Below are 22,103 nucleotides of genomic sequence, written 5' to 3' on the forward strand. Positions count from 1 at the left end.
CCTTAGTATTAAATTTGGAGAACATTAAGATATTTTTACAGCTTTAAGAAAATCTTTAAAATTTTGTCGTCATGCACAGGTTCGTCTGTTTTCTGATTCTTGCTTTAGGGCAGACCGCTTGGTCTCAGGCTCAGGACGAGACCGTTTTAAACGGACGAATAAGTGCGAATGTCAATGATCTCGAAGGGGTTTATGTAATCAATGCGCGGACAGAGGGGATGACAACAACCAATTCTGCGGGTGCATTTTCTATTGGTGCTAAAGCAGGTGATGAACTTGTTTTTTCTTCGATACAATTCAAAGAAAGCAGAGTTGTATTAACAGATGAAAATTTCTCAGATATCAACTTTACTGTAAAACTTAATGTGGTAATGCACCAGCTGCAGGAAGTTATTATTAAAAATTACAATAATGTGAATGCTGTTTCTTTGGGGATTATCCCCAGCGGGCAAAAAACATACACAGAAGCCGAACGTAAATTACGTACCGCGACAGATCTAAATGCAAAGGCAAATGCCGGAGGTATGGTTGGTGGTTCTGTTTCTGCAGATCCGATGTTGAATTTTTTTTCAGGACGCACGGCTATGCTTAAAAAAGAGGCAGTGGTAGAGAAAAAAGAGGCTTTCATGAAGCTGTTGGAAAAAATGTTTACGCTGGAACATTTTGTGGGGCAATTGAAGATTCCTTTAGAATATGTAAAAGGATTCGAATATTACGTCGTAGATAATGATAGATTTACAGTGATTTTAAATTCTAAAAATAAGACTTCGACGGAATTTTTGCTGGCGGAATTAGCGGTTAAGTATAAAGAAATAATTGCAAGTGAAAATAAATAGATTTATAAAAACTAGTTTGCTGTTGCTGTTAGTCCAGTTGGGATTTGCGCAAAATAAGGTTTCAAAAGAAATTTCGGGACAGATTTTTGAGCAGTCTACTTCAGTTGAGTCCGTGAATATTATTAATAATACGACACAGGTTACGGCTGTTTCAGATGCAAACGGAGGGTTTTCGATTGTGGCAAAAGAAGGAGATGTTTTGGTGTTTTCGGCAGTAAATCTGGAAGGATATAAGAGACGAATCACGGCTGACGATATGAATACAGGTCGGCTTCAGATTAAAATGACAGCCAAAGAAGTGGAGTTGAAAGAGGTGGTGGTGAATGAAAATGCCAATATAACAGCTGAGAATTTAGGGATAATTCCGTACGGACAGAAAAAATATACCCCTGCAGAACGAAAAGTGTATACTGCGACTTCAACCTCGGTAGACAAGTTGCTTAACAAAATTTCCGGAAGAACAGCCATGCTTAAAAAAGAGGTTAATGTAGAGAAGAAAGAGGCGCTCTTTAGAAAAATGGAATATCTTTTTGAGGAAAATTATTATACAGAAAGATTACGAATACCTGTAGCAGATATTAAAGGATTTCAGTTATATTGTGTGGATGATGCTGATTTTGCCGTATCTTTGAATACTAAAAACAAAACAATGAGTATGTTTTTGTTAACCGATCTAGCCAGAAAATATCTAATAATTCTCGAAAATGAAAAATAGCCTAACCTTATTGCTTATAAGCCTGATTTGTCAAATTACAGTAGGACAAAATTCAAGAAAACCCATCCACGGACAAGTTACCAATAAATCGCTCGCCGTTGAAAGTGGTTTTGTGATGAATGTAAATGCCAATGTGAGAACCTTTATTGGTTCAGGCGGATTGTTTGATATCATGGCAAAACCTAAGGATACCTTGTTGTTTACGGGATTGGCGTTTCAGTCCAAAAAAATTGTGCTGACAGAAAAAGACTGTGCCGGAGTTCTGCTTTCGGTGCCATTAGATTTAATAAGTAATGAGCTGAAAGAAGTTTTGGTACATAAAGATCTAAAAGTAAAGTCACTTGGCGGAGGTTCACAACAATATGTCGACATGCAGTTTGAAGATGATAAGCAGTCTACGGCCAAAAATATTACAATGTACTCTGATCAGACGATTAAATACGGTATGAACTTTGTCAGAATTTTTAAAGATGTTAAAAAGCTGCTTTCTAAAGATGATGATGATAAGGAAGAAGTTATTACGGATCTTGCTTTTATTGAATATTCCAGAGCCAATTTCAAACCGAACTTCTTTACCGGTACTTTGGGGTTAAAAGAAGATGATATAGAATTGTTTCTGTTGTATTGTTCTAATGATCCGGAATCCAGAAAACATCTTGGTCCAGACCAGAAATTTGAATTGATTGATTTCCTGGTTAATAAAAATAAGGAATTTAAAAAAGTGAAAGTTTCTCAGTAATGAAAAATAAGGTAATCTATCCTTTAATAGGAATATTGTTTTTATCACTTTCTGCTTTCGCATTCCACAAGTTTTATGTGGGTGTTTTTCAGGTCAATTATGCCGCCGAGAAAAAGATGATTCAGATTACTTCCCGAATATTTATTGATGATCTTAATAATGGTATGGAGAAAAAATACCATAAGAAAACATTCGTAGGAACCGATAAAGAAACCGAAGCAGATGTAGAGCTGTTAAAGAAATACCTTGCAGAAAACTTTATCATTAAAATAAACGGTCAGTCCAAACCCATCACCTTTTTGTCTAAAGAGATAGAAGCCGGTGATGTTTTGGTTTGTTATTCGCGAATAAAAGACATCGATAAATTTAAAACTATTGAAATCTCTAATACTATTTTAGTAGATTGGAATGCTGAGCAACAGAATATTACGCACGTTACGGCATTTGGCAGTAAGAAAAGTGTTCTCTTTACCGAATCTTCCAGGAAAGAATTGTTAAAGTACTAAAGAATCGATAAAATTATTGATTTAATTGTTATTTTCACACCCTGACAAAATTACCATTACTATTTTATGAAAAAACTTTCATTATTGTTGATTTTTCCTGCAATGCTTGTCGCTCAGGAAAAAACAGTTGCTCCAAAGCAACAAGGGAAGTACGATACAAACAAATTCAGCCAGATGTATGATCTGCTGGCTACTCCAAATATGTTTCGTACCGCTTCGGGAGCACCAGGACCTGCGTATTACCAACAACAGGCCGATTATAAAATCGATATTGAATTAGACGATAAAAAATCAAGAATAGACGGGTCTGAAGTGATAACCTATTCTAATAATTCTCCTGATGTTCTGGAGTATTTGTGGATACAGCTAGATCAGAATCAGGCCAGAGCCAAAACGCAAACCTCTTTGGCGGAAAGTGAAAAAATAAGTCCCGTTTTGCCTTTGGATGGTTTCTCAAGTAAATATTTGAAAAAAGATTTAGAGCGCGGTTTTAATATTGAACAGGTAAAAGACATAAAAGGAAACCCAATGTCGTATACCATCAATGAAACCATGATGCGTATTAATCTGGCAACACCATTAAAGCCGGGTGAAAAAATTTCATTGGCCATCAAATGGTGGTACAACGTTAACAACTACAGAAAAGAAGGTGGCGGACGTTCCGGTTATGAATCATTTGATAAAGACGGAAATAAATTATACGTAATTGCTCAGTTTTATCCAAGAATGGCCGTATACAATGATGTTGAAGGCTGGCAGAATATGCAGTTTTGGGGAAGTGGAGAGTTTGCATTGCCTTTTGGTAATTTTGATGTAAACATTACAGTTCCTGCAGATCACATCATTGATGCTACCGGAGAACTGACCAACAGAGCGGAAGTTTTTACGCCGGAACAGGTAAAACGTTACGAACAGGCTCAGAAATCATTTGATAAACCAGTTGTAATTGTAACACAAGCTGAGGCAGAAGCAGCGGAAAAAGGATTTTCGGAAAAGAAAAAAACCTGGAGATTCAGTGCTAAAAATGTACGTGACTTCGGAATTGCTTCTTCAAGAAAATTCATTTACGATGCAATGGCTGTAAAAATTGGAAACAGAGTAGTAATGGCCGAATCTGTTTATCCGAAAGAATCAAATCCGCTATGGGGAGAAACTTCTACAATGGTGGTAGCGCATACTTTAAAAAGCTATTCAGCACATACTTTTGATTACCCTTATCCAAAAGCAGTATCGGTTTCAGCCGAAGATCAGGGGATGGAATACCCAATGATTTGCTGGAATTATGGTCGTCCAGATGAAAATGGGGTGACCAGCAAAGAGGTTAAAAACGGAATGATCGGTGTGGTAATTCACGAAGTGGGGCATACCTTTTTTCCAATGATTGTAAACTCAGATGAACGTCAATGGAGCTGGATGGATGAAGGTTTAAACTCCTTTTTACAATACATGGCAGAGCAGGAACTGGATTCGAACTTTCCTTCAAGACGCGGACCTGCGAAAAATATCGTTCCCTATATGAGTGGAGATCAGAAGTTTTTAGAGCCTATTATGTCGAACTCTGAAACCATTCATCAATTTGGAAATAATGCGTACGGAAAACCGGCTACAGGACTTAATATTCTGAGAGAAGTCGTAATGGGAAGAGAATTGTTTGACTATGCTTTTAAAACCTATGCCAACAGATGGAAATTCAAACACCCAACTCCCGAAGATTTCTTTAGAACGATGGAAGACGCTTCGGCGGTTGATTTAGACTGGTTTTTCAGAGGATGGTTTTATTCTACAGATTTTGTAGATATCGGAATCAAAGAGGTAAAACAATACTATGTTTCCGAAACCCCAACTGCAGATATCAAAGATATTAAGGTGAAAAAAGGACGTTTTGGATTTGAAAAAGGACCTTTCGTGTATTTAGTTGCCGGTGATAATGCCGAGGTAAACGCTTCGACTAAGAAACCACTAAAAGTAGAAGAGGTAAAACTATTGTCAGATTATGTGAGTCAAACCTTTACAGCAGAAGAAAAAGCAAGTCTGAAATCTCCTAAATATTTCTATGAAGTAGAGTTTAGTAAACCGGGAGGAATGATCATGCCAATTTTGGTTGAGATTACTTACGAAGACGGAACAAAAGAAAATTATCAGTATCCGGCGCAGATCTGGAGAAAGAATAACGACACGGCTAAAAAAGTGTATGCAACTGAAAAAGCAATCAAGAGCATTCAGATAGATCCGAAATTAATGACCGCCGATATTGATGTTACCAACAATAGCTGGCCAAAAGTAGAAGAAAAATCAAAATTTGATTAGCAATAAATCAAAAAAAGTGCTGTCTCAAAATGAGGCGGCACTTTTTTTATAAAATAAAACTTCTTTTAAAAGGAATTACTTCTGTTTTTTCTGAAACTGCTCCAGCGGAGCAAAATCTTTATAGCAAATACAATTTACCAGTTTTAAGAAGCTCCAGTGGAGCGTAATTCTTTTGAGGCAGTTCTCTTTTTTTTAAGTAAATTTTAAAACCGTCCGTTATAAAATTTAATATCTTTGTGAACACAAAAATAAAAGATATGTTTGGTATAGGAGGAGGAGAATTAGTTTTTATACTTTTTATAGTGCTAATGCTTTTTGGTTCAGATAAAGTGCCTGAAATTGCTCGTACAATGGGAAAGGCCATGGCGCAATTAAAAAATGCTACTAATGATATTAAAAGTGAAATTCAAAAAGGAGCTGAGGCCAATGGCCTTGATTCCAGATCACTTACGGATATAACGGGTAACATCAATGCGCAAATTAATGATGCCAAAAGCAATCTGATGGGGGACTCCGCTAATTTATTGGGAGACACTACCACAGAAATAGACAAAGTAAAAGAAGATATCGATTCAATCTCAGGACCTGTAAAACGCCAAAGATAATATGCTTGAAAAAATACAAAAATTAGACACCGAGTTATTGGTGTACCTTAACGGTTTAGGTTCTGAAACATACGATAAACTTTGGCTGATTATTACCAGTCAGTTAAATTGGACACCTCTTTTTCTGTTGTTTTTTTATTTAATGTACAAAAAAATAGGGGGGAAACAAACTTTGTATGTGATCCTTTTTATTGCCGTGCTAATCACTTTTACAGATCAGGTTACCAATTTGGTTAAATACACAGTTCAGCGACTACGACCATGTAATAATCCTGATATCAACACTATTATTCGAGTGGTGCAAACCCGAAAATCATTTAGTTTTTTCTCCGGACATGCAGCCAACACTATGGCGGTAGCGACCTTTTTATATTTCGTTTTAAGACGCCGTATTAAGTTTTTAGGATTTATATTCCTATGGCCTTTAATCTTTGCTTATAGCCGAATTTACTTAGGATTGCACTATCCGGGAGATATCTTAACCGGTTATTTCTTTGGAGCCCTTTTCGGATCATTACTTTATTTGGTATATCGCAGGTTAAAACCACAATACTTTCCAGGATAGGTTTTTTTGAAGGTCCTGAGGGGATAAGATACTAAGGTTCTAAGTTTTTATTTGAGAAAACTTAGAGCCTTATTTGTTTAGTTTTTAATTACTTTGTTCAATTGTCTCCAGCTTGAGCTTGAGGTAAAATTGAATAGGAAAAAGGCTTTAGCCCAATGAAACAATGACAAATAACATGCTTAAAGGTTCTGAGTTTCTAAGGTTCTAAGTTTTTTTATTTGAGAAAACTTAGAACCTTAGCGCCTCAGTATCTTAGTCTCTCTTTAAAGTATCCTGCTAACCGTTAATCCATCACGAATAGGTAATAAAACCGTTTCGACTCTGGGGTCGTTTTTCAAGAGTAAATTGTATTCTAAAAGAACTTTGGTACTAACGTCATTTGGATGAACCGGTTCCAGTATTTTTCCACTCCATAAAACATTATCCGATAAGATAATACCGCCTTTGTTCATTTTGGGAACAATCATTTCCCAATAATTGATGTAATTTTCTTTATCGGCATCGATAAAAACCAAATCAAACTTGACGTCTAAAGTTGGAATGATTTCAACAGCTTCTCCTAAATGTTGGAAAATTTGTTTTCCCCAAGGAGATGCATCAAAATATTTACGTTGAAAATCGACTAATTCTTCTTTGATGTCAATGGTGTGCAGCTGCCCGTTTTCCTGCATTCCCTCACACAGACACAAAGCGGCATAACCGGTATAAGTTCCAATTTCGAGAATGTTTACAGGGCGAATCAATTTCGAGAGCATGCTTAAAACACGACCCTGAAAATGCCCGCTAAGCATTCTTGGCAGTAGTATTTTCTGGTATGTTTCTTTATTTAGTTTGGCCAACAATTCCGGTTCGTTTTCAGAATGTTGCTCGATATAATCTTCCAGTTCTTGAGAAATAAAATGCATCTTGTAGTATCTTCTAATTTTGAGTGTAAAAATACGAAAAATAGTGGCTCTTTTTTGAGTATAAAAAAACCATTCGTTGTATCGAATGGTTTTAGTTTCATAAAGTGAAGAGACTATTTTTTCAAAGCCTCATTAACTTCTTTAGCTGTTTTTACCGTACCGTCTTTAGCAGCTTTAGCAGCATTTTCTACTTTTTCAGCGCCTTTTTTAGTCGCGTCTTTTACATCTTCTGCTGCTTTTTTGGTAGCTTCTTTTACATCTTCAGCAGCACTTTCAGTTTTGCTTACTGCGCTATCTTTTACTTCTTTAATATCGGTAGTTAAAGAGTCAACTTTGTTTCCAAGAGTTAGTTCTTCCTCTGCAGGTTTTGGTTCCTTCTTTTCGCAAGATTGAACAGCGAATGCTAATAAAGCGATAACAGCCAGACTTAAGATTTGTTTTTTCATAAGAAATTGATTTTTTTAGATTGATTAAATTTAAAAGTTATAAAGCTGAAAAATAAAGATACACATTTTAAAATGATTGAGCTCTTTGTAAGATTATTTTCCTTTTGAGTGCAAGACAATTCTCGTGCCAAAGTTTTGAGTTTTGAAATGCTGAGCCATTTTTTTTATTCATTTTTAGAATAGAAAAGTATTTATTGTTGCATACTTTTATTTCGTTGCTTTTAAATCGTTATTTAATCACTAAAATGTTATCATTTTTTGTAAAATCAGTCAAAGTGATGTTGAAGATCACCGTTAATTCTTTTCCGGCTCTAACAACTCCAAGTGCCGCAGAAGGCGTTGTCATTTCAAAATCACTAAAAGTCATTCGGTTGGAGCCTTGCAGCGCAAAAGTACCGTCTTTATAGGCTGTTACTCTTATCTGAGTTTTAAAATCTTTGCTAACACCTGCTATAGTATAGGTTCCGTTAAAATTCCAGGTGTTTTCGTTTACTTTTTCGGCAGATTTTAGAGCGTATTTAATGTTTTTATGGTCATCGGTTTCCAGAGCTTTATAAGCAACATCGTCCATGCTTCCTTTGCCGCTTTTTAAGCTTTCAGCTGATAAGGAAACGGTCAGGTTTTTTATATCTGTAATTTTCGAATCTGTAACAGTTAAGAAAGCACTTCCCACTCCGTCTGAAGATTTCATCGTCCAATCGTGTATGTTGGAAGTTCCTGCAACTTCAAAGGCTGATTTTGATAAACTATATCTTTTTTGTGAGTTTACTTGTAAAGATAACATCAGTACTGCTGCTAATAAAATAGATTGGATCGTTTTCATTTGTATAGGTATTTGTTAAATTTTAAGATCAGTTTGCGGTTCAATTGGTTTTTGATAATGAGTTACTGTCTTTTTCTTATGTCAAATTTATTACGAACGAATAGCAAAAGACCTGATAAAAATCATGGTTAGGTTTTTATTTAAAGCGTATAATAGAGAGAAAATACATTTTCTGAGAAATGTTTTAAAAAGTGATTAACTTTGCAGCATGCAAATGGAGAAAAAAGATATAAGAGCCTTAACAAAAGATCAGCTTCGCGATTTTTTTGTCGCTAATAATGACAAAGCCTTTCGTGGAAATCAAGTCTACGAATGGTTATGGAGCAAAGGAGCGCACAGTTTTGAAGACATGACCAATGTCGCCAAAACAACTCGTACGATGCTGGAGGAAAATTTTGTAATCAATCATATCAAGGTAGATACCATGCAGCGCAGCAGTGACGGAACCGTAAAAAATGCCGTTCGTCTGCACGATGGTTTAGTGGTAGAGTCCGTATTGATTCCTACAGAAACCAGAACAACAGCCTGCGTTTCAAGTCAGGTTGGGTGTAGTCTGGATTGTAATTTCTGTGCCACTTCACGATTGAAAAGAATGCGAAACCTGGAACCGGGAGAAATCTACGATCAGATTATTGCGATAGACAAAGAGAGTCGATTGTATCACAATCACCCGCTTTCGAATATTGTTTTTATGGGAATGGGTGAGCCTTTGATGAATTACAACAACGTCATCAAAGCTATTGATATGGTTACCTCGCCGGAAGGATTAGGAATGTCACCCAAACGTATTATGGTTTCGACTTCGGGAATTCCGAAGATGATAAAAAAAATGGCCGATGATGATGTAAAATTCAAACTGGCAGTTTCCCTGCATTCGGCTATTGATGAAGTACGTGCGCGAATCATGCCTTTCAGTAAAAAATTTCCGTTAAAAGATTTGCGTGAAGCTTTGGAATACTGGTACAGAAAAACCAAAAGTAAAATCTCATACGAATATGTAGTCTGGAAAGGAATCAATGACGATAAAGCTTCGATTGATGCTTTGGTGAAATTTTGTAAATATGTTCCGTGTAAAGTCAATTTAATTGAATACAATCCAATTGATGATGGCGAGTTTCAACAAGCTTCAGAAGAATCAATTCTGGCTTATATAAAAGCATTGGAAAATATCGGAGTAGTGGTAAAAGTACGCCGAAGCAGAGGAAAGGATATTGATGCTGCCTGCGGACAATTGGCCAATAAAGAAGGATAAATAATGTTTTGCAGTTTTGTGCTGTAAACGAACAGCTTAATAAATTTTTAAAGATGCCTTGTTCTTCAAGGCATTTTTTATAGAGCATTGCCTGAGAGCGGACACTTTTGTTGATAACGAATTCAAATTGAGACAGAAGAAAGTTTTCGGTTCGTTTTTTTACATAAGCATTTAAATTATTGATATACTAATGTAAAATACACTGTATTTTTTTATTTAAAATAGTATATTTGGGATCGAAATGAATATTACTTCTCAAATAAAACAGCCCATCTTTAACGAGATGGAACTTTTTGAAAAAAAGTTCCATGAATCGATGACCTCAAAGGTGGCTTTATTGAATCGTATTACCTATTATATCGTAAACCGAAAAGGAAAACAAATGCGTCCGATGTTTGTTTTTCTAACCGCTAAAATGGTTTCTGAAGGTATTGTAAACGAAAGAACCTATCGCGGAGCTTCTGTAATTGAACTTATTCATACCGCTACTTTGGTACACGATGACGTGGTAGACGATAGCAATCGCCGTCGTGGATTTTTCTCCATCAATGCACTTTGGAAAAATAAGATTGCCGTTTTAGTTGGAGATTATTTATTGTCCAAAGGGCTTTTGCTCTCTATCGATAATGGTGATTTTGATTTGCTCCGAATCATTTCTGTAGCCGTTCGCGAAATGAGCGAAGGCGAATTGCTTCAAATTGAGAAAGCAAGAAGACTGGACATCACCGAAGAAGTATATTACGAAATCATCCGAAAGAAAACAGCAACGCTTATTGCAGCCTGTTGTGCACTTGGTGCAAAATCGGTAATTGAAGATGATGCTCAGGTCGAAAACATGAGAAAATTTGGCGAGCTGATCGGAATGGCTTTTCAAATCAAAGATGATTTATTTGATTACAGCGAAGAAGCTATCGGTAAACCAACCGGAATCGATATTAAAGAGCAAAAAATGACTTTGCCTTTAATTCATGTTTTAAATACTTGTACCCCGCAAGAAAAAAAGTGGTTGATAAACTCCATCAAAAACCACAATAAAGACAAAAAACGTGTCAAAGAAGTTATCGCATTTGTAAAAAGCAATAATGGATTAGCTTACGCTGAACAAAAAATGGTGCAATTTCAGCAGGAAGCACTTTTGCTACTGGATAATTTTTCAGATTCTGAGTTTAAAGATGCCCTTGTTTTAATGGTAAACTACGTTATTGAAAGAAAAAAATAGTTTTTTTAAATTAGATAATTAGAAAATTTGTTAATTAAATAATTGATTTACTTTGTTGTAAATGAATGGTTTAATTGTGTTTTTTGGAATTTGTATTTTTTTTTATTGATTTTTTTTCCATTCTCATGCAACCATTTCAAAACGTTATGCGTCTATGCTAATAGAAGTCTGTTACTAAACCAAAACCAACCGCTTATTAATGAAAATTATTCATTTACATCAGGAAGAAACCGAAATTATAAAGTTGGCTGTCGAGAATAATCGGCAAGCACAACAACAAATTTACAGTCGGTTTTCTTCAAAAATGTTAAGTGTTTGTCGACAGTATATAAAAGACATTCAATTGGCTGAAGATGTGATGATAACTGCCTTTATGAAAGTGTTTACCAATTTAAGCAGGTTTGAGCACAAAGGAAGTTTTGAAGGTTGGGTCAGGCGGATTATGGTGAACGAATGTATTTCGTATTTAAGAGTTCATAAAAAAGTAAAGTTTAGTGAAGAAGAAATTTATATCGAAGAGAGTTTCAATGCCATTGACAGTCAGTTTTCGATCGATCAGATTCAGTTCTTAATTGATGCTTTACCGGAAGGTTACAGAATGGTTTTTAACTTATACGCCATAGAAGGATATAAACACAATGAAATTGCCAAGATGTTGGGGATTAACGAAGGAACATCAAAATCGCAATTATCGCATGCCAGAAAAATGCTGCAAACACAAATTAATAGTCTAAAAAAACAAGATAATGGAACCGAATAATTTTGAAAAGGATTTCCGTGAAAAACTAAATCAACGTAAAATTGAACCAAGTGATAAAGCCTGGGATCGATTGGATGCCATGTTGAGCGTTGCTGAAGAAAAGAAAACTATTGCTCTTAGTTCACGAAAAGCCGGGAAAAAGAAATGGATGTATGTTGCTGCAAGTGTTGTTGGTTTTTTACTGGTTGGAACTTTCTTTTTTAACCATAAGAAAAATACAGATGTAACACCAAAAGACATCATAGTGGTTAAGGAAGATGCAAAGAAAGATTCTGTTGTAAAGCCAACTTTAGATACCAATATAGCAGTTGAAGAAGCAGTAGTGGTTTCAGAAGAAAAAACAATTAAAAAGTCAGTTCAACAAGAAAGCCAACAGGAATCAAAATCGAATAAAATCATTACAAATAAATCCAATGCAATAGCGGAGTCTTCAATCATCATCAAAAACAATCCTGAAAAACAATCAATCAATCCACAGCCTTTAAAGGCTAAAAATCCTGAAAAAGAAACGGTAGATCAGTTGCTGGGAACAGCTGAAAAAGTAATCGTTGCTGAGAATGCTGTCAAGCCAAAATCAAAAGTAAAAATTAATGCCAATGATTTGCTTCAACAGGTCGATGGCGAATTAGAGTTGTCGTTTCGTGAAAAGGTAATTACAAAAGTCAATAAAAATTACCAAACGGTAAAAATGGCTTTGGCCAATCGAAATCAGCTGGAATAAAGTTTCCAACTCCAATCAGGAACGTGCTGTTGGAGAAAATCAAAAATTAAAGATCAAAAAAATAATTCCGAGAGTAGTCGGGCAGGCTTTTAGTGTCAATTTTCAACCCAATTATAAATAATAATTGTTTGCCATTCACATCTCACATTTTACAATTAGAAAAAAAAACATCAATCAACAATCAAATTTTTAAAAAAAAACAGTCATGAAAAATTTTACCATTCACCTCGTTATCCTTGTCTTTTTATTTGTCAGTAAAGTTATGGGACAGGAAACTTTTGAATCAAAAGCGAGAAAAATTGCCAATAAAATAGAGAAAGTTACGAAAGAGGAAAAAGAAGCTTTGAAAGAAGAAATTGAAGCTATAAATGTTCAGTTGTCCGAAGGGAAAATTACTCAGGAACAAGCAGACAAACGTAAAAAAGAATTAGCAGAAGCCAGAGCGATTATTATCGAAGAAAAAGTAACACTGGCACAAAATGAACTCAATGATTTAGTACAGCAAAAAGTGGACGGAAAAATCAAGGAGGGAAATTATAAAAGCGGACGTGCTTTGATTGTTCATTGGAATGATATAAAATGGATGGATGATAATAAAAAAAGAAAAGATTCTATACGCGGCGAAAGAAGAACGACATCACAGTTTGTATTTGCAGCAGGTTTGAATAATATGATGGTCGATGGCAAACTGCAGGATTCTAAATATAGGTTTACAGGATCGCATTTTTACGAATGGGGATTTACCTATAACACAAGATTAATGAAAAACGATAATTTGTTACATGCTAAATACGGATTGTCTTTAATGTATAATAATATTCGCCCGAGAGATAATAAATATTTTGTAGTCAATGGAAACCAGACAGAATTGCAAACCAATGCGATCCATTTAGATGAATCCCGTTTTAGAAATGTGTACATCGCGGTGCCAGTTCATTTAGAGTTTGATTTTTCAAGACCGAAAGTGAGTAACGGAAAAACGTACTTTAGAACACATAATAGTTTCCGCTTTGGAATTGGAGGTTACGCAGGAGTTAATGTAAAATCCAAGCAAATTCTAAAATACGATCAGGATGATTTGGATTATAAGACAACTATAAAAGGAGATTATAATGTGAATAATTTTATTTACGGATTGAGTTCTTACATTGGTTATAAAGAAATGAGTTTGTATTTAAAATACGATTTAAACCCATTGTTTAGGAATAATACTGTAAAAGAAAATAACATTTCATTGGGATTAAGATTCGATTTTAATTAAGAATACAATTGATTAGTTAGTGGAAAGAGCGCTTCGAAAGAGGTGCTTTTTTTTATTTAAAATTGCCCAATTTCATGGGGGATTTGTGTAATTTTACATCCTTCAAATTTTATAAATATTTTACGTTTTGATTTCACAAAGTACGATTGATGCTGTTTTTGATGCTGCTCGGGTAGAGGAGGTTATTGGTGATTTTGTTAATTTAAAACGAGCCGGAAGTAACTTTAAAGGACTAAGTCCGTTCTCAGATGAACGCTCTCCATCGTTCATGGTTTCGCCTGCAAAAGGAATCTGGAAAGATTTTAGTACGGGAAAAGGAGGTAATTCAGTTAAGTTTCTGATCGAACATTCACAGTTTACCTATCCGGAAGCCATTCGATATCTGGCCAGAAAATACAATATAGAGATTGAAGAAACAGAACAGACGGATGCTGAAAAAGCAATGACAGATGTCCGTGAAAGTATGTATCTGGTTTCGGAATTTGCGAAAGACTATTTTAATAAAACACTTTTAAATTCAGAAGAAGGAAAAGCAATAGGACTTTCATATTTTAAAGAAAGAGGTTTTACCAATGAAACCATCAAAAAATTTAGTTTAGGATATTCACCTGAAACCTGGGATGCTCTTACCAAAGAAGCTCTGGGTAAAGGATACAAGTTGGAGTTTCTGGAAAGTACCGGTTTGACCATTCCGAGAGAAGATCGTCCGTTTGACCGTTTCAAGGGACGTGTGATGTTTCCTATAGAAAGTATGTCAGGACGTGTTTTGGGTTTTGGAGGGCGTATTCTAACCAATGATAAGAAAGCCGCTAAATACTTAAACTCGCCTGAGAGTGATATCTACCATAAAAGTAAAGTACTTTATGGAATTTTTCAGGCCAAACAAGCGATTGCGAAACAAAACAATTGTTATTTGGTGGAAGGATATACGGATGTGATTCAGTTTCATCAGGCCGGAATCGAGAATGTGGTAGCTTCATCAGGAACCGCTTTAACACCGGATCAGATTCGTCTGATCAACCGATTAACGAGAAATATAACCGTTTTATTTGACGGAGATGCTGCAGGATTACGTGCTTCTGTTCGCGGGATCGATTTGATTCTGGAAGAAGGAATGAATGTAAGAGTTTGTGCTTTTCCTGATGGAGAAGATCCGGACAGTTTTGCACGAAAAAATTCGCACGATGATCTGGTTGCTTATTTAGAAGAAAACAGCAAAGATTTTATACAGTTTAAAGCCTCTCTCCTAATGAAAGAAGCGAAAAACGACCCTATAAAAAAGGCTGATTTAATTCGGGATATGGTCAATAGTATCTCGAAGATTCCGGATCGTATCCAGCGCGAAATTTATACTCAGGAATGTGCCCGAATCATGGATATTTCGGAGCAGGTATTGGTGAGTACTCTGGCGCAATTAATTCAAAAAGATCTTGCAGAAGCAGGCAAAAAGCAAAAGCAGGAGCAAAGACCCTTTGAAGTGCACAGGAATCAGCCTGCAAAACAGACCGGTTATTCAGGAGGCGATCCCGAAGACCCAAGGACAGGACCGCCTGAGGATTATTATCCGGGAGAGCCATCGTATGCACAAGAGCCGGCAGAGAAAGTTGATATTTTATACCGTTTAGAACGAAAAGTAATCGAAATCCTGCTGCTTTATGGCGATAAGACGGAGGAGTTTGAAGATGTACTTTTAAAAACGAATGAAGAGGGCGAAGTGATAATGGTCTCTGAAATGAAAAATTATAAAGTCTATCAGCGTATTTATTTGAGTTTACAGGAAGATGAGGTAGAACTTTCTAATAATTTGTTCCGTGATATTTTTACAGACTTAATCGGGTTTTACAATCAGAATGAAAAATTCAGTCTCGAACAGTATTTAATGCGCCTGCAGCCTGATTTTGCTCAGGAAGTTACAGATATTTTAATGGAAGATGAAAGATTGGCTCTTCACGATTGGGAAGGACAGAATATTTTTTCAAAAATGAAGCATGAAACGATTGCACAATACGTTACTGAAACGATTATGTCAATGCGTTGGTTTTTGGTAGGCAAAATCATTGATGAATTAAAAAGCTCTATAAAACCTGATAATTCAGATAATACAGAGCTTTTGTCTATGGTTGTCGATTACTCAAAATTAGTTAATTCATTCGCGAAAAAACTAGGAAGAGTAATGTCGCGATACCATTAAATAATTTCTAAAGTCTTAGCTTTGTTTACTAAGTCAACTAAATTAGTAACATTTAATTTAGTCAATAATCTTAATTTGTAAGTACTGATTGTTTTTTCGTTCAGGTTTAAGATTTTAGAGATTTCATTGTTCTTTTTACCATCGCTTAAATAACGTAAAACTTCGATCTCACGATTTGAAAGTTTTCTGTACAAACGCTCGCTTTTGCTTTGTTTAGCAATAAGAGCCATGTTTTTACGTACGGTTTCGTTGATGATAATTTTTCCTTCGTGTACCTTAATAATAGAAATACCTAAAGTCTCAAGTTTTTCTGTTTTGTGTACATAACCGGAAACTCCTGCTTTAATAGCATTTGGAGCATACATTTGTTCAGCGAGGTCACTAAAAATTACAATTTTTGTTTTTGGGAAATTCTTCAGGATGGATTTTACTTCGAAGATACTTGAAAGTCCTTCCAGTTCTAGGTCTAGAATCAGGATATCGATTTCTTTCGTCTGAAGGATATCTCTAACCATTGAAAAATTGCCTACGTTGGCAACAATTGAAATTTGATCGTGGTCTTTAAAATAAGACTTAACGCCAAAGTGAGTCACAGGATGATTGTCTGCAAGACATACTTTAATCATAATTTTTACCTTTTTTAGAATTGTTCATGTTTTTGGAACTGTAAAATTAATAAATAAATTCTGTAATTAATTGCAGACAAATGTTAAAAAGTATTATTTTAACGTTTTTGGTATAATACAAACCGGAATTGGATCCATTTTATGCTTGTTGCTGGTGTTTAAACGTTTATAAATTTCGAAGACAATTTTCTCTCTCTCACTAAAGTCAGCCCCCGTATTTCCTGACTCTGAGGCTAGCATTGCCCATTCAAGTTCGTCATAACTGGCGCCTAATTGATCCTCATCGGTGCGATTATCGCCAAATAATCCATCTGTAGGCGCTGCGCTTAAAATTGACTCCGGAATTGTTAAAAATGCCCCTAAAGCATATACATCTGATTTCATTAAGTCGGCAATTGGACTTAAATCGACACCTCCGTCTCCATATTTAGTGTAAAATCCTACTCCAAAATCTTCTACTTTGTTTCCTGTCCCCGCTACAAGCAAACCATGAATTCCTGCTAAATAATATAAAGAGGTCATTCTTAAACGGGCACGTGTATTGGCCAGTGATAAATTTACTTTTGCTTCATCATCCGTTTGCGGTACAGCGCTTTTGAAAGCTTCAAAAGTGGCGGTTAAATCCGTTTCTACGCTTGAAACATTTGGAAAACGTTTCTTTAACTGCTCAATATGTTCTCTTCCTCTTGAAACCTGATTCGCAGCCTGATGAATTGGCATTTCAACACATAAAACGGTTAAACCGGTTTGTGCACACAAGGTAGAAGTCACCGCAGAGTCAACTCCACCTGAAATACCAATTACAAAACCATTAACTTTTGCTCGGGTTGCATAATTTTTTAACCACTCTACAATGTGGGCGTTTACTTTTTCTGTCTGAATAGTGCTTTTTTTAGCCATAATAGTTCAAGATTTAAGATGCAGGGATGTATATTTGCACAAATATTTTTAAGCATAGTTTGTTTAAAATATGAGCAACACAAATCTAATTAAAATAAAATGAAAATATATCGCTTAGCAGTGGTTCTGTGCTTGTTTTTTTTGTCTTGTGACCAGAAAACCAAAGTCGAAAAAGCAGTAGAAGAAATTCCGGTAGACATTAAAGTAGAGCGTTTTGATAAGGTGTTTTTTGAGACCAAACCAGAGGATTTGGCTAAAGTAAAAAAACAGTATCCTTTCTTTTTTCCGGCAGGAAATGATGATAATGTCTGGCTTAAGAAAATGCAGGATCCGATCTGGAAAGAAGTCTATACCGAGGTTCAGAAAAAATACAGCAATTTTGAACCTGTACGTGAAGAATTCAATGCGCTTTTTCAGCATGTAAAATATTACTTCCCTAAAACGAAAACGCCAAAAGTTATCACTGTAATTGGGGAAATGGATTATAATGCCAAGGCTATATATGCAGACACTCTGGTAATTGTAGCATTGGAATTGTATTTGGGGAAAGACCATAAATTTTATGAATTCCCAAATTATCTAAAACAAAATTTTGAAGAGAAACAAATTATGCCCGACGTGGTTTCGAGTTTTGCTTATCGAAATATCCCGGCATTTCGGGATAAAAACTTGGTTTCCCAAATGATTTTTGAAGGGAAACAATTGTATGCGAAAGATTTGTTGTTGCCCAATTATACCGATGCTGAAAAAATAGGTTATACACCTGAACAAATAAAATGGAGTCAGGAAAATGAAGCCTATATGTGGCGCTATTTTATTGAAAGTGAAATGCTGTACAGTGATGATCCGAAACTAACTACCCGATTTATAGTGCCTGCTCCGTTTTCTAAATTCTACTTAGAAATTGACAATGATTCTCCGGGAAGAATAGGGGCTTGGTTAGGATGGCAAATTGTACGCTCTTATATGAAGAATAATAACGTAACTTTGTCGGAATTATTAAAAACAGAAGCAAAGGTAATCTTTGAAAAGTCAAAATATAAACCTAAGAAATAATGTCAAATACAATAAAATCAGAAATTAAATTCAATATAGAATTAGACGAAAACCGTGTTCCGGAAAGATTATCATGGACGGCAAAGGACGGCGGAGTAGAAGCAGAAGAAGCAAAAGCAATTATGCTGTCAATTTGGGACAGTAAAGCAAAAGAAAGTATGCGTATTGATTTGTGGACCAAAGATATGCCGGTAGATGAAATGAAAATTTTCTTTCACCAGACTTTGGTGGCTATGGCGGATACTTTTAAACGTGCCACTGACGACGAAAAAATGTCAGATACCATGAAAGATTTTTGTGATTATTTTGCAGAAAAACTGGAGTTGACGAAATAGTAGTTAAAATTCCAATATAAAAATCCCAAATTCCAATAGCAAAACTTGGAATTTGGGATTTTTTATTTTTTATTTCCTTTTATTGGGATTTGGAATTTTTTAAAAATTGGAATTTAAAATTCTGAGTTGTTTTTAAAAACCTCCTGATTTACTTCATCAATATAGGCTAAAAGGTCTTCTTTTCCTGTAGCTTCAGTAGAGGAAGTTACAAAATATTGAGGCATTTCAGACCAGTTATTGGCAAACATTTGTTTTTTGTAAGCTGCGACGTGAGAATCGATTTTTACTTTACTGATTTTATCTGCTTTGGTAAAAATGATGCAAAACGGTATTTCGCTTTCTCCCATGTATGACATAAATTCAATGTCAATTTTTTGTGCTTCATGGCGAATGTCAATTAAAACAAAAGCGCAAACTAATTGCTCTCGGGTTTCAAAATAATCCGTGATGAATTGCTGGAAAACTGATTTTGTTTTCTTAGATACTTTAGCATAACCATAACCCGGTAAATCGACTAGAAACCAATTGTTATTAATCTTAAAATGATTGATTAACTGTGTTTTTCCAGGGCGCCCTGATGTTTTGGCTAAATTCTTATGATTAGTAAGCATGTTGATCAAAGAGGATTTACCTACGTTTGATCTTCCGATAAAAGCATATTCCGGTAAAAAATCCTTCGGGCATTTTGATACTTCAGAATTACTTACAATGAATTCGGCGGTATTAATTTTCATGTTTTTTGTTTTTAAAACCTCCTAAAAGTCGAAAGTTAGATGCTATAAATTCTTTTTAACGAGCCATTCTTCCAGGATTTTGTTGAATTCCTGAGGATGCTCCATCATAGCAGCGTGTCCACATTTGTCTATCCAGTACAAAGTTGAATTAGGCAATAATTTATCAAATTCTTCGGCAACATTTGGGGGAGTAACGGCATCATTTTTACCCCAGATGATACAGGTTTCTGTAGTCATCTTTGGTAAATCTTTGGCCATATTATGACGAATAGCACTTTTGGCAATTGTCAAAGTTTTGATGAGTTTGATACGGTCATTAACGGTTGCGTACACTTCGTCAATAAGTTCCGGTGTAGCAATTGCAGGATCGTAAAAAACATCTTCAGCTTTCTTTTTGATGTATTCGTAATCGCCTCTTTTTGGGTAGCTATCGCCCATTGCGCTTTCGTAAAGTCCTGAACTTCCTGTGATTACCAGTCCGGCAACTTTTTCAGGATATAGCTTTGTGTGGTACAGTGCAATGTGGCCGCCTAAAGAGTTACCTAGTAGTATAACCTGATCAAATCCTTTAAATGTGATAAAGTCTTTTACATACTTGGCAAAGCTTTTTACGTTTGTTTTTAAAATGCTTTGAGTATAGATTGGCAAATCCGGGATCACAACTTTGTATCCTTTTGTTGGAAAATATTCGGCTACAGCATCAAAGTTACTAAGGCCTCCCATTAAGCCATGTAAAATAACGATAGGAGTTCCTTCTCCAGCTTCATAATAGCTGTATTTGCCTTCTTTTTTGTAGTGTTTGTCCATTTAATTTAATGCCAATTTCAATTTGGACAAATATAGGGTTTAATAAATAAAAAAGGATTTTTGCTGTCGTTTTTTAACTAGATAATTTTAGTATAATTTCTAAGTGATTAAAAATCAGAGAGAAGTGGTGTTTTTTGTGGGTTTTTTAAATGTTAAGAAATCGGCAGAATAGCTAAATTTTTAAGAAAAATAGCGCGTAATTTTTTCGAATGATTAGTGTTATTGATAATTCGTTAATAATAAGTTAATGTATTGATATTCTATCGGTTATGTAAAGTGGGGCGTAAGTGGTTAAACTTATTAACAAAGTGGTACATTGTGGTAAAATGTGGTAATATTTTTTATATTTTTGTCCTATAACATATTAATGAATTTTCTTGAACACAATTGTTGGAACATATGAGTGTAAAGTCGATGCTAAAGGGAGGCTGATGTTGCCTGCGCCTTTGAAAAAGCAATTGACTTCCTCTCTTCAGAACGGATTTGTTTTGAAGCGTTCAGTTTTTCAACAGTGTTTAGAATTGTATCCAATGAGCGAGTGGGATCTGATGATGCAAAAAATCAACAAGCTGAATCGCTTTGTGAAAAAGAACAATGATTTCATTCGAAGATTTACTGCAGGTGTGAAAGTGGTAGAGATTGATGCATTGGGACGATTACTGGTTCCGAAAGATTTGGTGACCTTTTCGGGTATTTCTAAAGATGTGGTTTTTTCATCTGCGGTTAATATTGTGGAGATTTGGGATAAGGATTTATATGAAAAATCAATAAGCGGCGAAGATATGGATTTTGCAGATTTAGCCGAAGAAGTAATGGGAAATATTAATGACGACGACAATGGAATATCATAATCCGGTTTTGCTTCATCCTACAGTTGATGGTTTAAATATTAAACCTGACGGCATTTATGTAGATGTTACGTTTGGCGGTGGGGGACATTCAAAAGAAATTTTGAGACGATTAGGACCAAACGGAAAATTATTTGCTTTTGATCAGGACGAAGATGCGCTTGCAAATGCATTGCCGGATGAACGGTTTACCTTAATTAATGAGAATTTCAGATTCATAAAAAGGTTTTTGCGTTTTCATGGTGTTAAAGGAGTAGATGGAATTTTGGCCGACCTGGGTGTTTCATCACATCAGTTTGACGTTCCGGAGAGAGGTTTCTCAACCAGATTTGATGCCGGACTGGATATGCGGATGAGTCAGAAAAATGATTTAAATGCTTATCGTGTGGTTAACGAATATGAAGAACAGGATTTACGTCGTGTTTTTTTTGATTATGGGGAGTTGAAGAATGCACCGGTTTTAGCAAGAACAATTGTAGAAGCTAGACAAGGTTATCCAATCAAAACGACAGATGAACTGAAAGAAGTTCTGGCAAAATATTTACCGGAAAGAGTTCGCAACAAAATATTGGCTCAAATTTATCAGGCGATCCGAATCGAGGTAAATCAGGAAATGGATGTTCTGAAAGAGTTTATCGAACAGTCGTTAGAAATTTTAAATCCGGGTGGAAGATTTTCTGTAATCTCTTACCATTCTTTAGAAGACAGACTGGTAAAAAGATTCATCAAAAACGGAATGTTTGAAGGAGAGCCTGAAAGAGATTTTTACGGAAACTTTTCAGTTCCGTTTAAAACGATAGGAAAACTGATTGTGCCGGATGAGGCTGAGATTAAAATCAACAACAGAGCAAGAAGTGCTAAATTAAGAATTGCTGAGAAGATATAGTTTGTGAGATGTAAAATGTGAGTTGTGGCTTTGAAAGTAAAACAATAAACGACTCAACGA

General features: G+C 35.5%; 24 protein-coding genes. 17 read left to right on the forward strand and 7 right to left on the reverse strand.

Translation table 11 applies throughout. The features are described 5' to 3' along the window. Window positions 1-71: 71 nt before the first annotated feature. The 7 genes from BHE19_RS20745 to BHE19_RS20775 all read left to right on the forward strand — a co-directional run bounded on the left by BHE19_RS20745 (window position 72) and on the right by BHE19_RS20775 (window position 6,273). Window positions 72-836 carry a hypothetical protein gene (locus BHE19_RS20745; RefSeq protein WP_070908701.1) on the forward strand — a complete coding sequence of 255 codons (765 nt, stop codon included), beginning with the start codon at window positions 72-74 and terminating at the stop codon, window positions 834-836. Next, complete coding sequence (locus BHE19_RS20750; protein ID WP_070908803.1) at window positions 823-1,551, forward strand: carboxypeptidase-like regulatory domain-containing protein; 729 nt, start codon at window positions 823-825, stop codon at window positions 1,549-1,551. The genes BHE19_RS20745 and BHE19_RS20750 overlap by 14 nt, the downstream gene beginning before the upstream one ends. After that, window positions 1,541-2,290, forward strand: coding sequence for a hypothetical protein (locus BHE19_RS20755; protein ID WP_070908702.1), 750 nt, complete (start codon window positions 1,541-1,543; stop codon window positions 2,288-2,290). The genes BHE19_RS20750 and BHE19_RS20755 overlap by 11 nt, the downstream gene beginning before the upstream one ends. Then, window positions 2,290-2,796 (forward strand): DUF6702 family protein, encoded by a 507-nt coding sequence (locus tag BHE19_RS20760; RefSeq protein WP_070908703.1) that lies wholly within the window; start codon window positions 2,290-2,292, stop codon window positions 2,794-2,796. Before BHE19_RS20755 ends, BHE19_RS20760 begins: the two co-directional genes overlap by 1 nt. Window positions 2,797-2,862: 66 nt before the next feature. Then, a complete protein-coding gene (locus BHE19_RS20765; protein WP_070908704.1) occupies window positions 2,863-5,103 on the forward strand; it encodes a M1 family metallopeptidase in 2,241 nt (746 codons plus the stop codon). A 257-nt stretch (window positions 5,104-5,360) separates the two neighbouring features. Then, complete coding sequence (locus BHE19_RS20770; protein ID WP_017497041.1) at window positions 5,361-5,708, forward strand: Sec-independent protein translocase subunit TatA/TatB; 348 nt, start codon at window positions 5,361-5,363, stop codon at window positions 5,706-5,708. Between the two features lies 1 nt (window position 5,709). Next, window positions 5,710-6,273, forward strand: a complete 564-nt coding sequence (locus BHE19_RS20775) for a phosphatase PAP2 family protein (RefSeq protein ID WP_070908705.1) — start codon at window positions 5,710-5,712, stop codon at window positions 6,271-6,273. Window positions 6,274-6,536: 263 nt separating this feature from the next. Here the strand turns inward: BHE19_RS20775 and BHE19_RS20780 are convergent, their stop codons facing one another. The 3 genes from BHE19_RS20780 to BHE19_RS20790 all read right to left on the reverse strand — a co-directional run bounded on the left by BHE19_RS20780 (window position 6,537) and on the right by BHE19_RS20790 (window position 8,447). Then, window positions 6,537-7,178, reverse strand: a complete 642-nt coding sequence (locus BHE19_RS20780; protein ID WP_017497040.1) for an O-methyltransferase — start codon at window positions 7,176-7,178, stop codon at window positions 6,537-6,539. A gap of 113 nt (window positions 7,179-7,291) precedes the next feature. Then, entirely contained in the window at window positions 7,292-7,624 is a 333-nt protein-coding gene (locus BHE19_RS20785) for a hypothetical protein (protein ID WP_017497039.1), read from the reverse strand. Between the two features lie 229 nt (window positions 7,625-7,853). Next, entirely contained in the window at window positions 7,854-8,447 is a 594-nt protein-coding gene (locus tag BHE19_RS20790; protein WP_070908706.1) for a YceI family protein, read from the reverse strand. 208 nt (window positions 8,448-8,655) lie between these two features. On the opposite strand from BHE19_RS20790, the gene rlmN reads away from it, so the two are divergent. The 6 genes from rlmN to dnaG all read left to right on the forward strand — a co-directional run bounded on the left by rlmN (window position 8,656) and on the right by dnaG (window position 15,851). Beyond that, complete coding sequence (gene rlmN / locus BHE19_RS20795) at window positions 8,656-9,699, forward strand: 23S rRNA (adenine(2503)-C(2))-methyltransferase RlmN (protein ID WP_070908707.1); 1,044 nt, start codon at window positions 8,656-8,658, stop codon at window positions 9,697-9,699. A gap of 241 nt (window positions 9,700-9,940) precedes the next feature. After that, a complete protein-coding gene (locus BHE19_RS20800) occupies window positions 9,941-10,918 on the forward strand; it encodes a polyprenyl synthetase family protein (protein WP_017497036.1) in 978 nt (325 codons plus the stop codon). A 199-nt stretch (window positions 10,919-11,117) separates the two neighbouring features. Next, window positions 11,118-11,678, forward strand: a complete 561-nt coding sequence (locus tag BHE19_RS20805) for an RNA polymerase sigma factor (RefSeq protein ID WP_017497035.1) — start codon at window positions 11,118-11,120, stop codon at window positions 11,676-11,678. Further along, window positions 11,665-12,399: a hypothetical protein gene (locus BHE19_RS20810; protein ID WP_070908708.1), complete on the forward strand. Its 735-nt coding sequence runs from the start codon at window positions 11,665-11,667 to the stop codon at window positions 12,397-12,399. Before BHE19_RS20805 ends, BHE19_RS20810 begins: the two co-directional genes overlap by 14 nt. Before the next feature lie 205 nt (window positions 12,400-12,604). Further along, on the forward strand, window positions 12,605-13,660 hold the full coding sequence (locus tag BHE19_RS20815; protein ID WP_070908709.1) for a hypothetical protein: 1,056 nt from the start codon (window positions 12,605-12,607) through the stop codon (window positions 13,658-13,660). A gap of 127 nt (window positions 13,661-13,787) precedes the next feature. Further along, the gene (gene dnaG, locus BHE19_RS20820) at window positions 13,788-15,851 is read left to right on the forward strand and encodes a DNA primase (protein ID WP_070908710.1); all 2,064 of its coding nucleotides are present in this window, start codon (window positions 13,788-13,790) and stop codon (window positions 15,849-15,851) included. Here the strand turns inward: dnaG and BHE19_RS20825 are convergent. Continuing rightward, window positions 15,848-16,477 (reverse strand): response regulator transcription factor, encoded by a 630-nt coding sequence (locus BHE19_RS20825; RefSeq protein ID WP_017497031.1) that lies wholly within the window; start codon window positions 16,475-16,477, stop codon window positions 15,848-15,850. The genes dnaG and BHE19_RS20825 overlap by 4 nt on opposite strands. Window positions 16,478-16,570: 93 nt before the next feature. Beyond that, the gene (gene nadE / locus BHE19_RS20830; RefSeq protein ID WP_017497030.1) at window positions 16,571-17,377 is read right to left on the reverse strand and encodes an NAD(+) synthase; all 807 of its coding nucleotides are present in this window, start codon (window positions 17,375-17,377) and stop codon (window positions 16,571-16,573) included. A 99-nt stretch (window positions 17,378-17,476) separates the two neighbouring features. On the opposite strand from nadE, the gene gldB reads away from it, so the two are divergent. Both gldB and gldC read left to right on the forward strand, forming a co-directional pair. Beyond that, on the forward strand, window positions 17,477-18,433 hold the full coding sequence (gldB, locus tag BHE19_RS20835) for a gliding motility lipoprotein GldB (RefSeq protein ID WP_070908711.1): 957 nt from the start codon (window positions 17,477-17,479) through the stop codon (window positions 18,431-18,433). Further along, a complete protein-coding gene (gldC, locus tag BHE19_RS20840) occupies window positions 18,433-18,768 on the forward strand; it encodes a gliding motility protein GldC (RefSeq protein WP_017497028.1) in 336 nt (111 codons plus the stop codon). Before gldB ends, gldC begins: the two co-directional genes overlap by 1 nt. Before the next feature lie 113 nt (window positions 18,769-18,881). Here gldC and yihA read toward each other — a convergent pair whose 3' ends face one another. Then, a complete protein-coding gene (gene yihA / locus BHE19_RS20845; RefSeq protein WP_017497027.1) occupies window positions 18,882-19,502 on the reverse strand; it encodes a ribosome biogenesis GTP-binding protein YihA/YsxC in 621 nt (206 codons plus the stop codon). 42 nt (window positions 19,503-19,544) lie between these two features. Then, window positions 19,545-20,309, reverse strand: coding sequence for an alpha/beta fold hydrolase (locus tag BHE19_RS20850; RefSeq protein WP_017497026.1), 765 nt, complete (start codon window positions 20,307-20,309; stop codon window positions 19,545-19,547). A gap of 377 nt (window positions 20,310-20,686) precedes the next feature. Between BHE19_RS20850 and mraZ the strand changes: the two genes are divergently transcribed. Both mraZ and rsmH read left to right on the forward strand, forming a co-directional pair. Beyond that, the gene (gene mraZ / locus BHE19_RS20855; RefSeq protein ID WP_017497025.1) at window positions 20,687-21,160 is read left to right on the forward strand and encodes a division/cell wall cluster transcriptional repressor MraZ; all 474 of its coding nucleotides are present in this window, start codon (window positions 20,687-20,689) and stop codon (window positions 21,158-21,160) included. Further along, window positions 21,135-22,043 carry a 16S rRNA (cytosine(1402)-N(4))-methyltransferase RsmH gene (gene rsmH / locus BHE19_RS20860; protein ID WP_207544137.1) on the forward strand — a complete coding sequence of 303 codons (909 nt, stop codon included), beginning with the start codon at window positions 21,135-21,137 and terminating at the stop codon, window positions 22,041-22,043. Before mraZ ends, rsmH begins: the two co-directional genes overlap by 26 nt. The last annotated feature ends 60 nt before the right edge of the window (window positions 22,044-22,103 follow it).

The organism is Flavobacterium tructae (assembly GCF_001853485.1).
GTDB lineage: Bacteria > Bacteroidota > Bacteroidia > Flavobacteriales > Flavobacteriaceae > Flavobacterium > Flavobacterium tructae.

What these genes read in the sequence shown, in the direction of transcription:
- BHE19_RS20745 (WP_070908701.1), top strand. Translation starts at nt 72, where the DNA reads ATGCACAGGTTCGTCTGTTTTCTGATTCTTGCTTTAGGGCAGACCGCT.
- BHE19_RS20755 (WP_070908702.1), top strand. Translation starts at nt 1,541, where the DNA reads ATGAAAAATAGCCTAACCTTATTGCTTATAAGCCTGATTTGTCAAATT.
- BHE19_RS20760 (WP_070908703.1), top strand. Translation starts at nt 2,290, where the DNA reads ATGAAAAATAAGGTAATCTATCCTTTAATAGGAATATTGTTTTTATCA.
- BHE19_RS20765 (WP_070908704.1), top strand. Translation starts at nt 2,863, where the DNA reads ATGAAAAAACTTTCATTATTGTTGATTTTTCCTGCAATGCTTGTCGCT.
- BHE19_RS20770 (WP_017497041.1), top strand. Translation starts at nt 5,361, where the DNA reads ATGTTTGGTATAGGAGGAGGAGAATTAGTTTTTATACTTTTTATAGTG.
- BHE19_RS20775 (WP_070908705.1), top strand. Translation starts at nt 5,710, where the DNA reads ATGCTTGAAAAAATACAAAAATTAGACACCGAGTTATTGGTGTACCTT.
- BHE19_RS20780 (WP_017497040.1), bottom strand. Translation starts at nt 7,178, where the DNA reads ATGCATTTTATTTCTCAAGAACTGGAAGATTATATCGAGCAACATTCT.
- BHE19_RS20785 (WP_017497039.1), bottom strand. Translation starts at nt 7,624, where the DNA reads ATGAAAAAACAAATCTTAAGTCTGGCTGTTATCGCTTTATTAGCATTC.
- BHE19_RS20790 (WP_070908706.1), bottom strand. Translation starts at nt 8,447, where the DNA reads ATGAAAACGATCCAATCTATTTTATTAGCAGCAGTACTGATGTTATCT.
- rlmN (WP_070908707.1), top strand. Translation starts at nt 8,656, where the DNA reads ATGCAAATGGAGAAAAAAGATATAAGAGCCTTAACAAAAGATCAGCTT.
- BHE19_RS20800 (WP_017497036.1), top strand. Translation starts at nt 9,941, where the DNA reads ATGAATATTACTTCTCAAATAAAACAGCCCATCTTTAACGAGATGGAA.
- BHE19_RS20805 (WP_017497035.1), top strand. Translation starts at nt 11,118, where the DNA reads ATGAAAATTATTCATTTACATCAGGAAGAAACCGAAATTATAAAGTTG.
- BHE19_RS20810 (WP_070908708.1), top strand. Translation starts at nt 11,665, where the DNA reads ATGGAACCGAATAATTTTGAAAAGGATTTCCGTGAAAAACTAAATCAA.
- BHE19_RS20815 (WP_070908709.1), top strand. Translation starts at nt 12,605, where the DNA reads ATGAAAAATTTTACCATTCACCTCGTTATCCTTGTCTTTTTATTTGTC.
- BHE19_RS20825 (WP_017497031.1), bottom strand. Translation starts at nt 16,477, where the DNA reads ATGATTAAAGTATGTCTTGCAGACAATCATCCTGTGACTCACTTTGGC.
- nadE (WP_017497030.1), bottom strand. Translation starts at nt 17,377, where the DNA reads ATGGCTAAAAAAAGCACTATTCAGACAGAAAAAGTAAACGCCCACATT.
- gldB (WP_070908711.1), top strand. Translation starts at nt 17,477, where the DNA reads ATGAAAATATATCGCTTAGCAGTGGTTCTGTGCTTGTTTTTTTTGTCT.
- gldC (WP_017497028.1), top strand. Translation starts at nt 18,433, where the DNA reads ATGTCAAATACAATAAAATCAGAAATTAAATTCAATATAGAATTAGAC.
- yihA (WP_017497027.1), bottom strand. Translation starts at nt 19,502, where the DNA reads ATGAAAATTAATACCGCCGAATTCATTGTAAGTAATTCTGAAGTATCA.
- BHE19_RS20850 (WP_017497026.1), bottom strand. Translation starts at nt 20,309, where the DNA reads ATGGACAAACACTACAAAAAAGAAGGCAAATACAGCTATTATGAAGCT.
- rsmH (WP_207544137.1), top strand. Translation starts at nt 21,135, where the DNA reads ATGACGACGACAATGGAATATCATAATCCGGTTTTGCTTCATCCTACA.